Annotated in this window: 12 protein-coding genes; 8 read left to right on the plus strand and 4 right to left on the minus strand. The window is 52.3% G+C overall.

Annotation, left to right across the window (positions count from 1 at the left end):
- The first annotated feature begins 76 nt into the window (after nucleotides 1-76).
- Nucleotides 77-1,186: a hypothetical protein gene (locus Enr10x_RS24955; RefSeq protein WP_145451727.1), complete on the plus strand. Its 1,110-nt coding sequence runs from the start codon at nucleotides 77-79 to the stop codon at nucleotides 1,184-1,186.
- Nucleotides 1,187-1,275: 89 nt separating this feature from the next.
- Complete coding sequence (locus Enr10x_RS24960) at nucleotides 1,276-2,145, plus strand: hypothetical protein (protein WP_145451728.1); 870 nt, start codon at nucleotides 1,276-1,278, stop codon at nucleotides 2,143-2,145.
- 38 nt (nucleotides 2,146-2,183) lie between these two features.
- On the opposite strand, the gene Enr10x_RS24965 is transcribed toward Enr10x_RS24960, so the two are convergent.
- Nucleotides 2,184-3,236 (minus strand): agmatine deiminase family protein, encoded by a 1,053-nt coding sequence (locus Enr10x_RS24965; protein ID WP_145451729.1) that lies wholly within the window; start codon nucleotides 3,234-3,236, stop codon nucleotides 2,184-2,186.
- Nucleotides 3,233-4,129 carry a carbon-nitrogen hydrolase gene (locus Enr10x_RS24970; RefSeq protein WP_145451730.1) on the minus strand — a complete coding sequence of 299 codons (897 nt, stop codon included), beginning with the start codon at nucleotides 4,127-4,129 and terminating at the stop codon, nucleotides 3,233-3,235. Before Enr10x_RS24970 ends, Enr10x_RS24965 begins: the two co-directional genes overlap by 4 nt.
- A 317-nt stretch (nucleotides 4,130-4,446) precedes the next feature.
- Between Enr10x_RS24970 and Enr10x_RS24975 the strand changes: the two genes are divergently transcribed.
- From Enr10x_RS24975 to Enr10x_RS24990, 4 genes are all read left to right on the plus strand, one after another.
- Nucleotides 4,447-6,135, plus strand: a complete 1,689-nt coding sequence (locus Enr10x_RS24975) for an NAD-dependent malic enzyme (RefSeq protein WP_145451731.1) — start codon at nucleotides 4,447-4,449, stop codon at nucleotides 6,133-6,135.
- 37 nt (nucleotides 6,136-6,172) lie between these two features.
- Nucleotides 6,173-7,867, plus strand: coding sequence for an alpha-keto acid decarboxylase family protein (locus tag Enr10x_RS24980; protein ID WP_145451732.1), 1,695 nt, complete (start codon nucleotides 6,173-6,175; stop codon nucleotides 7,865-7,867).
- Nucleotides 7,868-7,935: 68 nt separating this feature from the next.
- Complete coding sequence (gene yciA, locus Enr10x_RS24985) at nucleotides 7,936-8,346, plus strand: acyl-CoA thioester hydrolase YciA (protein WP_145114001.1); 411 nt, start codon at nucleotides 7,936-7,938, stop codon at nucleotides 8,344-8,346.
- A gap of 177 nt (nucleotides 8,347-8,523) precedes the next feature.
- Complete coding sequence (locus tag Enr10x_RS24990) at nucleotides 8,524-9,969, plus strand: FAD/NAD(P)-binding protein (RefSeq protein WP_145451733.1); 1,446 nt, start codon at nucleotides 8,524-8,526, stop codon at nucleotides 9,967-9,969.
- 36 nt (nucleotides 9,970-10,005) lie between these two features.
- On the opposite strand, the gene Enr10x_RS24995 is transcribed toward Enr10x_RS24990, so the two are convergent.
- Together Enr10x_RS24995 and Enr10x_RS25000 are read right to left on the minus strand one after the other, a co-directional pair.
- The gene (locus Enr10x_RS24995; protein WP_145451734.1) at nucleotides 10,006-10,914 is read right to left on the minus strand and encodes a class I SAM-dependent methyltransferase family protein; all 909 of its coding nucleotides are present in this window, start codon (nucleotides 10,912-10,914) and stop codon (nucleotides 10,006-10,008) included.
- 64 nt (nucleotides 10,915-10,978) lie between these two features.
- Nucleotides 10,979-11,944 (minus strand): TauD/TfdA family dioxygenase, encoded by a 966-nt coding sequence (locus Enr10x_RS25000; protein ID WP_197997354.1) that lies wholly within the window; start codon nucleotides 11,942-11,944, stop codon nucleotides 10,979-10,981.
- A gap of 356 nt (nucleotides 11,945-12,300) precedes the next feature.
- On the opposite strand from Enr10x_RS25000, the gene Enr10x_RS25005 reads away from it, so the two are divergent.
- Together Enr10x_RS25005 and Enr10x_RS25010 are read left to right on the plus strand one after the other, a co-directional pair.
- Nucleotides 12,301-13,914 carry a class I adenylate-forming enzyme family protein gene (locus Enr10x_RS25005; RefSeq protein WP_145451736.1) on the plus strand — a complete coding sequence of 538 codons (1,614 nt, stop codon included), beginning with the start codon at nucleotides 12,301-12,303 and terminating at the stop codon, nucleotides 13,912-13,914.
- A gap of 31 nt (nucleotides 13,915-13,945) precedes the next feature.
- Nucleotides 13,946-14,200, plus strand: a complete 255-nt coding sequence (locus Enr10x_RS25010) for an acyl carrier protein (RefSeq protein ID WP_145451737.1) — start codon at nucleotides 13,946-13,948, stop codon at nucleotides 14,198-14,200.
- Nucleotides 14,201-14,236: the final 36 nt, after the last annotated feature.

Raw genomic sequence — 14,236 nt, forward strand, 5'->3', positions numbered from 1 at the left:
CGGCAGCAGGAGTTCGGGCAGGTATCAGAAGTCGCTACGGAAACGGCGACCGGCGGATAAATAAACAATATTAAATATGATACCCGTGCCGGGGGCGAGACTCAAACAAATCCTGCTGGAATCTCTGATTTTGAAATCAGTTAGAAATCAGACCTATCGGGGTATCAATGCTGAAAGATCTGATGATGTGAGATCTGAACCGATCACAGTGGAATCTCAGGTTTCCCTGTTGAATCTCAAACAGGGAAACGGCAGTATAGTATTTGTATTCATGCATTTACATGTGTTCTCAAACAGGGATTTCGAAACCATGACCGGCACTCTGGACGCTCCTTTACAGGTATCCGTAATCGACTGCGTTGAAGAATTTGACGATCTGGGATTTGTCAATTCAGTCATTGAACGACTGAGGATAAAGATTCAGAGTCACTTGGAAAATGCACCGGAATATTTCAAGAGTGCGAATCTGGAGACTAAACTTACCAAATGCACTGCACGTCATTTTCCAAATGAAATCCGCTGGGATATTGAGACTGAAACTTCAGGAACCATTAACCAGAAAGAATTCATAGTGAATTCGCGATCTCATGGATCCGCTGCAGAATTTAGAGAGCATTTCTCAACAAATATTGTATCGGTTGCATCACACTTAGCTACTGATGTCAAAAACCTGATGACGAAAGATTATGACTACGAAGAAGACTTTGTTCACGCGGGTGACCACAAACAAGTAAAGGATGCCATTTTTGATGTGACACAAAATATTCTGGAGACAATCGATAAACATGTTGACCGTCAGCCTGGCAACTTCAATAAACGCTGGAAAAGAATTCAAACGAGTCGCTGGTTTATCGCAGGTTTCGTTTTTTTAGCTACAATATTCTACCCAGCATTAGTTAATCAATTCTTCAATAAATGGGCTAAAAATCAGGAGGAAGTTTTACACGCAAGTCTCTTGTATTCCGTTTTTATGACAACCTGTGTGTTTCTACTGGTACATTCCTGGGGATATCTGATCATGCCCAAACAGTTTTTTCTGGTGGAAACTGCTGGACAAAGAGCATTGAAAAATTCAGGTACTTCTTCCATTCTGATCCTGAAACTCGTCGTTGTCACTTTAATGGGACTCCTGCTACTTCTCTTAGCTTTTTGTGGATATGCATTATTTCTCATGGTTTTTGAGTGAGTTTTCTTAAATGAAGAATAAAAGTTAATCCCAAAGATTCAAACAATTGCTTTCTACAAAAGGCTACTAACGGGAAAGAAAATAACTCCATGAACCAAACCTTGTCTGAAGCAGTGCAAGTGAATGTCATCGATTGCGTTGATGAAGTCGATGATCCGGAATTTGTCAATTCGGTGATGGCAGATCTTCAGACGAAGATTCTGGATCACCTGCAGCAGGCACCGGACTATTTCAAGAATGCAGAACTGCAAGTCAAACTCACAAAATGTATCTCTCGATTTTACTTGAATGAAATCAGATGTCATTTTGCCGCGGATATTACAGGTCAAATCAATGGGCAAAACTATGAATTCCAAAAACGAGTGGTAGGCAGAAAAATTACTCCCAGAGAAGAGACTCTCACTTCCAAGGGGTTTATACATCTGCCAAATATGGTGAAATCGATCCAGCGGGGGCTTTCGACAGATTATGATCCTGAAAAAGATTATGTTGTCTCCCCCTCAAATATACTTTCAATAGACTCCTTTTTTGATTTAATTGATGGCATCTCAGTTTCGCTGGACCAATTCGTTTCACGCCAACCAGGTGAATTAACCAGACGCTGGAAAAAAATTCAAAAGAGTCGTTGGATTATTGCCGGTTTGAGTTTTTTCTTATGGTGGATTTCCCTTTTGCTGGTAGATCGCTTTTTCAATCAGAAATTTAATCATGAGGAGGGGTACTGGGAGGTTGGTTTCGCTGCTGTTGGATTGGCGGTCGTTACATTTGTCATAATTCATTGTTGTGGTTATCTGATAATGCCTGGACCTTTTTATCGAGTGGAAACAGCCGGTAAACGAGTTTTGCAAAAGACTGGTCAGTCATCTGTGCTTGCCTTGAAGCTGATTGTCTTACTTATTCTGGGCTTCATCGGTTTGGGACTCGCTGTAAGCTTAGATTTATTACTTTTTCACAGGTAAAAAAGTAAGCGTTTACGAATCAGGTTGACTAACTCAACTTATGAAATGGCCGCCGCAATCTCGTGGCTCAGACAATGCAGCGTTCCCAGTCCCCAGACCAGATCGACCGCATGAATGCCGATGACCTGGCGGTTCGGATAAAGCTCACTCAGAATTCCCAGGGCCTGGGCATCATGAGGATCGTTAAACGTTGGCATCAGCACACAGCCATTCGTGACCAGAAAGTTCACGTAGCTGGCGGGGAGTCGTAAATCTTCAAAGTCGAGTCGACCCGGCATGGGCATCCGCACGACTTCGAGTTTGCTGCCATCTTCCAGGCGCGCATTTTTTAATCGTTCCAGATTCTGCTCCAGGCGACGATGATTGACATCTTTTGGGTTCGGCTCCACGCAGGCGACAACGGTCGTGGGATTCACAAACCGACAGATATCATCCACGTGGCCGTGCGTGTCGTCTCCTTCGATGCCCTCCCCCAGCCAGATCACATTGGTGACTCCCAGGTACTCTGCAAAGATAGCGGCATAGTCGTCTTTCGTGAAGCCGGGATTTCGCACCTGGGTTTTCTGATCGAGCAGACATTCCTCGGTCGTGATCAGGGTGCCCCGTCCGTTGACTTCGATCGCCCCCCCTTCCAGCACCACGGGACGCCCCTGGTAAATAACCTCTGTCAAAGGGAGCTTCAATGACCGGGCGACCGCGGCGGGGATCTGCCAGTCCAGCCGATGGTTGGGATACTTGGCCCAGCCGTTGAACCGAAACTGCAGTGCCTCCCGCTTGCCGTCACTCCGCTGCACGACGATCGGCCCCGAATCACGCATCCAGCTGCGATTCGTATTCTGCAGGATGTATTTGATCTGCTTCGTGTTGGCGTGTGCCTGCTGCAGCATGGCAGCGACTTTCTGCTGCAGTGCCTCATTTTTCACAACCAGCAGGACGCGCTCAAACTCGGCCACCTTGCGAATGATTTCGACAAACGCCCATTGGATGACCTCATACTTCCCCGGCCAGTCATTGCCATTGTGGGGAAAACAGAGCAGTGTTGCCTCGTGCGATTCCCATTCGGCGGGCAGTCTGCGGGTGATCTCGCTCATGGAGTGGGATCGTCATGATAGAGTTTCAGGATATTGCCATACGCGTCAATTCGGCGGTCGCGGAGGAACGGCCAGTTCTGACGGACTTCCGCAGTCAGATCCAGGTCGACTTCCGCCAGCAGAATCTCTTCCTGATCTGACTCAGCCTGCACAATGATTTCTCCCTGGGGATCACAAATGAACGAGGAACCCCAGAATTCCAGGCCCGCCTGTTCCTCTTCCGGCTGTTCGAAGCCGACGCGGTTGACCGCGGCTACGAAAATCCCGTTCGCAATCGCATGGCTCCGCTGAATTGTCATCCAGGAATCGTGCTGTTTTGCTCCATACTCCTCTTTTTCATGCGGATGCCAGCCGATCGCGGTCGGGTAGAGCAGGACGTTGGCCCCGGAAAGAGCCGTAATCCTGGCACCTTCGGGGAACCACTGATCCCAGCAGATCAGCGTACCAATTTTTCCGAAGCGGGTAGGGATCGCCTTGAACCCGAGATCGCCGGGAGTGAAATAGAATTTCTCGTAGAAACAGGGATCGTCGGGAATGTGCATCTTGCGATACAGGCCGGCTTCGCTGCCGTCCGCATCGATGACGTAGGCACTGTTGTGATACAGCCCCTCGGTCCGTTTCTCGAAGAAAGGCACGACGATCACCACGCCCAGCTCTTTGGCCAGGTTGCTGAAAGCCGTGAACGAAGGGCCATACAGCGGTTCGGCGAACTTGAAGTATTCTGTGGTTTCCTTCTGGCAGAAATAAAACGAACTGTAGAGCTCGGGCAGGCAGATGACCTGTCCCCCTTCTCCCGCAGCGGTGCGGACCCAGTCCAGACATTTCGTCAGGTTTTCATCCGGTGTGCCATTCAGGGAGATCTGCACCAGGGCAAGTTGGAAGCGACGGACCATAAGACAAACTTATCCAGGAAGTGAAAAAGCAGAAAACTTAAAATCCGGTCAATCGGAACCGGGCCATGTGGATATTTACGATATCTGTTTCCGAGTTGCAAGCAGGGGATGCTAAACTTAAAGCGTTTACCGGCAAATCGTTCGCGGATCATCCCTGTGCGTGAAGGTTTCAGGAATCCGGGCACTTTCCTGAGAGTAACATCGACAGATTGGCTCAATTTCCAGTATTCTATGCCTGTCGCCGATCAATATCAGAGGCGGCCAGCCCGTTTCTCATCATCCACACACATTTCCTTCTATTTGAGGCAATTCTTACCATGAATTCAGGACGGTCAACAGAGGAATTTTCGATTCAGAAACGGGGACATTTGCTGATCGAAGATCCCCTGTTGAACAAGGGGACTGCCTTCAGCGAGGATGAACGCAGTGAATTCGGCCTGGTGGGATTGTTGCCACCGCACATCGATACGCTGGAAGAACAGACCGAACGCTCTTACGAAGCCTTCTGTGATTTTCAGAATGACATTGATAAACATATCTTCCTGAGACAGCTGCAGGACGAAAACGAAACGCTCTACTACCGACTGCTGTTGGAACACATCACCGAGATGATGCCTATCGTCTATACGCCCGTCGTGGGGCTGGCGTGTGAGCGGTTCAGCCACATTTACCGTCGTCCGCGGGGAATTTTTATTTCCTATCCAGAGCGGGATCAGATGGATGAGATCCTCGAGAATATCGAGCGGGACATCGAAGTTATCGTGGTGACGGATGGAGAACGGATTCTGGGGCTGGGGGATCAGGGGGCCGGCGGGATGGGCATTCCCATCGGTAAGCTTTCCCTCTACACCCTTTGTGGCGGGATCGCCCCGTCCAAAACCCTGCCAATTCTGCTCGACCTGGGCACGAATAACGAAGAACGTCTTGAGGATCCCCGTTACGTCGGCTGGCGGGAACACCGTATCAAAGGAGAAGAATACGACGCCTTCATCGATCAGTTTGTAGAGGCGGTCAAAAAACGCTTTCCGAATGTCCTCCTGCAGTGGGAAGACTTTGCCTCCGTCGATGCAGAGCGGATTCTGGATCGGTACCGGGATGATCTCTGTACCTTCAACGATGACATCCAGGGAACAGCTGCTGTTACTACCGGAACCATTCTGGCAGCGATCGAAGCTGCCGGCGGAAAGCTCCAGGATCAGAACATCGTGATGCTGGGAGCAGGATCTGCCGGGGTGGGCATCTGCCTGCAGTTGAAACAGGCCATGCTCCAGTCCGGCCTGAATGAAGCAGAAGCAAAGGCCCGGTTTTATGTGATAGACCGCGATGGCCTCCTTCATTCCGGCAGAAGCGATCTGGATGAACTTCACCAGCAGCTGGCACAGTCTCCGGAGAACCTCGAGGGCTGGGACTGCGACACCAGTGGTGCGGTTTCCTTCGCGGATGTCGTTCGTAATGCGAAACCAGGCGTTCTGGTGGGAGCAACCGGACAGACGGGGGCTTTCACCGAAGAGATTATCCGGGAGATGGCCAGCCATGTTGAGCATCCGGTGATTTTTCCACTCTCCAACCCGACCTCCCGTGCCGAAGCAACACCCGCGGACCTGCTGGACTGGACGAACGGAAAAGCGGTTATCGCGACCGGCAGCCCGTTCGACCCTGTCGAATATAATGGCGTGACGCACATCATCGCCCAGTGCAATAACAGCTATATCTTCCCCGCGATGGGCCTGGGGATTCGGGCTTCCCGTGCCCGGCGGGTGACCGACTCGATGTTTATGGCTGCGGCATTTGCCCTGAAAGAGGCTTCACCGGCGCTCAAGGATCCTACTGCTTCACTCTTGCCCTCTCTGACCATCATCCGCGATGTGGGCCGGGAGATTGCCAGGGCGGTTGCGAAAGCAGCCATTGAAGCCGGGGTGGCTGATTCCCTCGCTGACGCGGAAATCGATGAGCGGATCGAAGAAACCATATGGAAACCCGAATACAAATCTCTCAAATGCGATTGACCGTCTCGCCAGTCCGTTTTGTCTGTAAGGAACTCTTATGTCTGACCATTGTACTACTACCGTCGGTTCATATCTGGCTGACCGTCTGGAAGAAATCGGCCTGAAGCATTACTTCGCTGTGCCGGGTGACTATAACCTGGTTCTGCTGGACCGGATGCTGGAAAATAAAAATCTGCAGATGATCTCCTGCTGTAACGAATTGAATGCAGGCTATGCGGCTGACGGTTATGCACGGGCCACCGGTGGTGCCAGTGCCGTCTTTGTGACTTACAGCGTGGGAGGCTTGAGCCTGCTGAATGCCGTGGCCGGTGCGTATGCAGAAGACCTCCCCGTCATCGCGGTTTCGGGAGGCCCCAATACGAATTCCGAAGCCGAATTCGAAATGTTGCATCACACCCTGGGCAAACTGGATTACGATTACCAGCGTGATATTTTTTCCAAAGTCACCGCGGAAGCGGTCACGATTCGTGATCCGCACGAGGCGCCCACCAAAATCGATCATGCGATTCAAACCGCGCTCCGCTTTCGCAAGCCGGTCTACATTGAAATTGCCTGTAACATTGCCGATGCCATCACTTCCAAACCGAATGTCAGATCCTTCGGCGGACCAACGGCCAGCGATCTGGTTTCGCTCCAGGCCGCCGTCGATCACGTGGCCAATCTGCTCAACAACGCAGCGAAGCCGGTTCTGGTGTCGGGGGTGAAGCTCCGCTCGTTTGGTGCCGAGGAAAACTTTCATAAGCTGGCGGATGCTTCTGGTTATGCAATCGCCAGCATGCCCAATGCCAAGGGCTTTTTTGACGAACAGCATCCGAATTACATGGGCATTTACTGGGGGCCCGTTGGTTCGCCCGGCTGTGGTGAGATCGTTGACTCTTCTGATCTGTGTCTGTTCGCTGGTGGGACGTTCACGGACTACACGACCACGGGACACGCCGCCCTGGTGGATCCGGGTAGTGTGATCCAGGCACGCCCCAACAGTGTGGTCTGCCCCAATCAGACCTTCAGTAATGTGAAGCTCTCCGAGTTCCTGGAGCAGTTGGCGCCGCGGATTAAAGCCAACGACGGTTCGATGGTTGCCTATAAACGAATCAAGGAAGATCCAACATCATTATCAGCCGGCGAACCGGATACTCCTCTCTCGACGCGACAACTCGTCTCGCGGGTTCAGCAGATGCTGGATGCCAATTCTGCGGTCATCGCCGAAACGGGGGATTCCTGGTTCAACGGCATGCAGCTCAATCTGCCAACCGGTTCCCGGTTCGAAATCCAGATGCAGTACGGTTCCATCGGCTGGTCTGTGGGAGCCCTGCTGGGTTACAGTATTGGAGCGCCACATCGACGTCCGATTGCCCTGATCGGCGATGGTTCGTTCCAGCTGACCGCCCAGGAAATTTCGACCATCATTCGGTATAATCTGAAGCCGATCATTTTCCTGATCAATAATGGTGGTTACACGATTGAAGTCGAAATTCACGACGGACCTTACAATACCATCAAAAACTGGAACTACGCCGATCTGGTTCAGGTCTTCAATGCTGCCGACGGGAATGGCTGGAGCGGCAAGGCTGCGACCGAAGGAGAACTGGATGAGGCGATCAAAACAGCGAAGTCGCATAACGGCCCCGCTTTGATTGAAGTACTCATCGACCGCGATGACTGCAGTAAAAATCTGCTCGTCTGGGGCAGCCACGTCGCCAAGAACAACGGTCGACCGCCACGCGTCAATTGACTGCTGCCCCTTTTCGTGTGAGTCAGAACTGCCGGTCTCACACATTTGCTGTAACAGGAACGACAAGCATGGAAGAACGCTGTGACCTGCCTGAAGGCAAACTGATTCTGCGCACGTTGGCTATGCCCGCTGATACCAATGCCAACGGCGATATCTTTGGCGGTTGGATCATGTCGCAGATGGATATCGCCGGCGGGATTCTTTCGAAAGAAGTTGCCGGTACGCGCACTGTTACGATCGCCGTGGAATCGATGAAGTTCATTCGGCCGGTCAAAGTCGGCGATGTGGTCTGCTGTTTCGGGCAGGTCGAACATATCGGAACGACTTCGATTACCCTGACGCTGGAGGTCTGGGTACAGCCGGTGCTGCGGCATCAGGATTCCAACTGCCCCAGTTTTAAAGTGACCGAAGCGAACTTTACGTATGTGGCCATTGACGATCAGGGGCAGAAAACCCCTATCGTTCAGCAGGGGTATTGAGAGAGAATAACCCGTTTCTGCTCTGTTGTCTGTTGTTGAGAAACTGTTCCGGGTACAATCAGAGAGACTCTCTGAGTCGGAACAAAGTCAATCCAACAGCAAACATTCTGAGTGTCACACCCGCTGGCAGGAATTCTGTTCTCTGCCCTGCGTAGTGTGCGAAAGGACCGGACTCTCATGAAGAAAGTGGCGATTATTGGAGGCGGATTCAGCGGGACCATGGCAGCAGTGAATCTGGCACGACTGAGTGACAGCCCGCTCTGCATTCAACTGATTAATGATCGCTATCCACTGGGGCGTGGCGTCGCCTATGGCACGAGACGGGAAGAACACCTGCTGAATGTCGCTGCTCGCAACATGTCTGCCGTTCCCGATCATGCCAATCACTTTCTGGACTGGTTACGGACTCGCATCGATTACAGCGATCTCCCCGATCCGCAGCTCCGTGAGACTTACGTCCCCCGCCGGATTTATGGAGATTACCTGCGGAGTATTCTCGCAAACTACATGCAGCCGATCGATTCGCATCATCCCGCGGAAATTCGCGTTGTGGAAAGCGAAGCCGTCGACATCGATTACAATTTTGACGGCATTGCTGAAATCACGCTCCGCGATGGTTCCACCCTGGAGGCGGACCGCGTGTTGCTGGCCACCGGCAATCAGCCCCCTTCTTCGCTGGGGGAAGAGGACTTTGTGCATCCGGCTTATTCCACAGATCCCTGGGGCAACTGGATGGAAAAGATTCCGGATCCGCAGGAAAACATCATTGTGCTCGGCACCGGACTTTCGATGATCGATGTCTTTCTCACTCTCAGCGAATTGGGCTGGGAAGGCAACATGATCGCCATTTCTCACAATGGCATGATCCCGCAGTCGCATTTCCGGGGTATCGAATATCCTGACTTCCTGCCTGAAGAACCGGAAAATCTGGGTCTCGAAAAGCTGGTACAACTGCTGGAAAAGCACTGTCGACAACTGCAGCGGATCGGCGAAAACCCTGGGATCGTGGTCGATCGGCTGCGGCCCCACACGCAACGGATCTGGCAGCAGTTCGATCTGGAAGAAAAACAGGAGTTTCTCAAACGCTACGCGGCCCGCTGGAATGTGATCCGTCACCGAATTGCTCAGCCCATCCACCAACGGGTGACGGAAGCAATCACCGAAGGACGCCTCAAAGTAGTACGCGGCAGAATCACCGGAGTGTCGGCCCAGGCTGAAAAAGTGGCCGTGGACGTGCAGAATAAAACCGGTTCGGCTCAGACCCTGGTGGGCGGACTGGTGATTAACTGCACCGGACCCAACTGTGGATTCTCCGGCACCAGTGTGCCGCTGTTCCAGAATCTGATGAAGCGGGGGCTGATCCGACCTGATGAACTTGATATGGGTATCGATATCGGGGCGGATTTTGCCGTCATTGATCAGGAAGGTGCTCCCTCCGAGTTTCTGTATGCCATTGGGCCCTTAATGAAAGGGACGCTCTGGGAGACCACCGCGGTTCCGGAACTGCGCGGGCAGGCGATGCGTGTTGCCCAACTGTTGCTGGATGACGTCGCTCTGGTCACGCCGGGGCATGATTACCGAATGTCTGTCGAAGAGGAACACGTCATCGAATATTACATTTGAGAAGTTGATATCAGCCGTGCATCACAGCCATCGATTTTAATCAACCGCTGGTTTCACTCCGGTCACAATGGGATAGATTCCCATCGGTTCGATCACTTGATCGGTCACCTGGAATCCGACAGTTTCCAGAATCTGTCGCACATCCTCGCCGGAGCGTCTGGTATGCTGCAGACCGAAGATCCGTTTGAGAGAAGGAGCACCATTCCAGGGATCGAGAATCCCATGCGTGACCAGGTATCCCCCCGGGACCATGACTGTATGCAGGGCGGTCAACAGCTCGTGTAATTGCTGGTCGTTCAGGTATTCGATGAGCCCAATCAGCTTGACGATATTCGGTTTGACATCCGGTAAGACCTCCTGAATCTCGCGCGCGTCTCCCTGCAGGAAGCTGATACAGTCTGAAATTCCCAGTTGTTCCGCCAGTTGCTGTCCGTATTCGAAGGCATCATCGTCCAGGTCGATCAGGTGGGCGTGAACTTCAGCTGCGCTTAACTGCAAGCGGGAAATCGCGGTCTGCACATGACGACCGGGGCCAGCACCAACGCCCATGAGAATGACGGGACCGTCCGAGTGACAAGCCTGAATCAGGTCGATCAGGATTTGGGTCACAGTCTGCAATCGATTTCGCGAAGCTCTGGAAATGGGATTATCCAGGAGCGCCTGTCGATCCAGCAGGTCGAACGGTGCATCTTTCCGGTACAGGATTTCCATAGCCCTCCAGCTGCCAGGTCGGCGAAAGGTCTCCGTGAGCAGCTCACTCTGACTGGACTTGAGCAATCTTTGAAGCCAACTGGCGGGGATCAGGTAATTTTTGCAGGGATTGATCAGCCAGTTCCCGATTTGCTGTCCCCGGGACATCGTTTCCAGTGGCTGTTGAAGATCTTCGGGAAGCCAGATCGCGGTAGAATCCGTTTCTGTCTCAGGTGCTGTTGTTGTATGTGCCATACTGTTCTGCCTTTGTGTGAGACGAGTTTAAGCCCTGTAGCAAGGGCACATCACAAGCCTGTATTTATCCCATCGCAACGAGAATTTTACGCGGGCCTTCATAAGGCATCCGACCATGGGCGACACTGAAATTATCCAGGGTCAATACATCCCCCTGTTGCCAGGGAAAAATCACGGCGGTGTCCCACAGTGTCTTGCGGACTCCTGCCAGATCCTCATCGGTAATGGGCGAGCCGTCACCGTAATAGGCGTGGGTCGGCAGATTTTCTTCTCCAAACCGCTGCAGCAGTTGGGCTCGGTTTCGTTCATTCACGTTCGTGATGTGCCAGAGATCCGCCTGGTTAAACCAGAGCATTTCTCCCGTGACCGGGTGTGACATCGTACCGGGGCGAATTGACCAGGTACGCAGGTTCCCGTCGGGTGTCCACTCAAATTCGATCTCGTTTTCTTTGAGATATGCTTCGACCTGATCGCGATCACTGGTTTCAAAATAATCCATCCAGGACTTCCCGATTCCCCGCTCCTGCCCGTGCATGTTCTTGACATAGCGGACTCTCCGTTCTTCAAACTTCGCCAGGATTTCGGATGGCATCTCCTGGTACAGTTTACGGCAGTCGACGATCGGGGTTTCTCCCCCGGTTTCCGGAGCAATATGGCAGTGAAATACAATGCGTGGGGGAGGTGATTTTGTGTAGGAAAGCTCGTTGTGCAGCGTGATGCGAAACTGGGCGGGAAACTCGGTGGAAGTATACACGTTCCCGGTCACTTTGGTGCGGGGAGACTGCCCCTCGACGTACGGCTTTAACTCCGGAATCAGCGCCTGGGCCACGTCCTGAAATTCATCGATTTCCTGAATGGTGAATCCCCGCAGCAGCACGCCCCCCTGCTCCAGCAGGGTCTTATCCAGCCAGTTCCGTTCCCGGGAGATATATTCGATCAGGTCGTTCAGGGAGGCAGACTCCTGATCGACCGGTTCAATGAGCAGAGGCAAGGTTCGGGCCAGTTCCAGTTTCGAAGTCTTCACTTGCATGGGACATTCTCGGAAATAGAGAAAAATTGGATTGCACGAAGGGGTAAGCCGGAGCTCTTTCTGCGGAATTGACCTCAAGAGTGACATCGGCTGCCTCACTGAACGGGCGAATGATAGTGCTGAACTGAATGGGTGTAAATCCCTTTGTGGCCCGTGTCACATCGTAACGGTGTGTGGGACTGGGTAAAATAGGTTGGGAAATATGGTCGTCACGATAAAAACGGGGGAATGTAAAACGATTCAGCGGTGCAAACGATCATGGAACGCCGATAAGCAGGAGGGAAATCCCCACCGTACATCTGTTGTCCGGTGTAATCTCTCTGAAGAGAGAAACTCACACTTTGAGACCGTTTCGTATGCACTGCCCCACAGACTTTCTCTCCAGCCTCAGGCTGATCCAGCATCCGGTTGCACTTTCTCCGGTAACCCTATCGGGGGAAAGCCCCTCTGCCAGGGCAGGAACAGGGCTGGCTGATCTGTTGCTGGAAACTGCAGGTCGGCGAAGTGAGCAACCTGTGGTTTCTACTTCTGAGCAGACTTTGAGTTATGGTGATCTGATCCTGCTGGTCAGGCGAATTGGCGGGCAGCTGTCGAAGACTCCCGGCTTTGAAACAGGCAGCCGGGTTTTGCTGCTGGTCCCTAACTCTGTTGAATACATTGCCGCTTTTTATGCTGTTTTATTTTCCGGTGGTGTTGTCGTGCCTGTACCTGCCAATACAGAAAGTGGCACGCTCCGCAATATTCTGGAATCAACGCAGGCGATCTGTACGATCACGACATCGCAGGTATTGAGGCGTCACCCGGATCTGGAAGAGTTTCCAGCGGAAGGCATCGATTTACAAAAATCAGAACGGGGAGAACTATCAGAAAATTCCATGAAACCGGTTTCGCGTTCTGCTGAGAACCTGGCTGCGATCTTCTTTACCGCCGGTTCCAGCGGCACACCTAAGGGGGTCATGCTGAGCCATGGAAATCTGATCTCCAACGCGCAATCGATTCAGGAATACCTCCAGTTGCAGTCAGACGAACGCCCGTTGTGTATTTTGCCTTTCCATCATGCATTCGGGAATTCCGTTCTGCAGTCTCATCTTCTGCAGGGAGCGCATCTGGTTCTGGACGGGAATACCATCTTTCCGGAAAGTATTCTGGAAGCAATGATCCGCCATGAATGCACCAGCCTCTCTGCGGTTCCCGACCTGTTTCGAATCCTGCTGGAACGTACTTCGTTGAAACAGACGAAGTTCCCGTACCTGCGTTATATGTCAGTGGCGGGAGGTGCCCTGCCCCATGCACAGGCTGTCGAAATCAATAATGTGATCACCCCGGCCCGTTTCTTTGTCATGTACGGCCAGACGGAAGCCACCGCCCGGCTGGCCTATGTACCGCCGGATCAACTGATCGATGTAAGTGATGGAACCATCGGCCAGGCAATTCCCGGAGTCACCTTGCAGGTTGTAGATGAACGGGGACAAGAAGCTGCAGCTGGCACGGTCGGCGAACTCCGAGCCCGTGGCCCCAACATCATGCAGGGATACTGGCGGGATGCCGAGGAGACCCGCAAACGGGTTCGCAACGGCTGGCTCTATACCGGAGATCTGGCCACCCTGGATCAGTCAGGCAGGGTCGTCATCAAAGGCCGGCGCAATTCGCTGGTCAAGATTTCCGGTTACCGCGTCCATCCCGCGGATCTGGAACAATTCGCACTGCGAACTTTTCCCCTGTCCCAGGCCGTAGCGGTTCCCTTCGAAGCAAAAAAAACAGGCACGCGGCTGGCGTTGTACATCGAAACCATCTCGGAAGATGCGGAACTGACGGAAGCAGAAATGCTGAGCGTCTGTCGCAGTCAGCTGCCGCGGCAACTCGTGCCGGACCGTATCCGGATCTTACAGAAAATACCATTAAATCACGCGATGAAAGTCGACCGGGTCAAGCTGTCAGAACTGGCAGCGGTCGGCGATCTGCAATCTTAACTTTCGTCTGCAATTGAAAGGGACACGACAAATGAGTGCATCGATCCAGGAACAACTGGTTGAATTTCTCAACTCCGTCACCGGACAGACAATCACTGACAGCACCGAACTGATTGATTCCGGTCTGCTGGATTCCCTGACGATGATGGACCTGCTGGTCTTCGTCGAATCTGATTTTGATGTACGACTCGATTTTCAGGATATCAGACCAGATCTGTTTAAAAATCCCGCCACGATTTCCCTGCTGATCACTGAGCGACAGGCAGAGCAGAAAAAAGCTGCCTGAAACCGCTCTGAGCAGGATGCCAGAGCTTCTTAAATT

This window comes from Gimesia panareensis, assembly GCF_007748155.1.
Lineage (GTDB): Bacteria > Planctomycetota > Planctomycetia > Planctomycetales > Planctomycetaceae > Gimesia > Gimesia panareensis.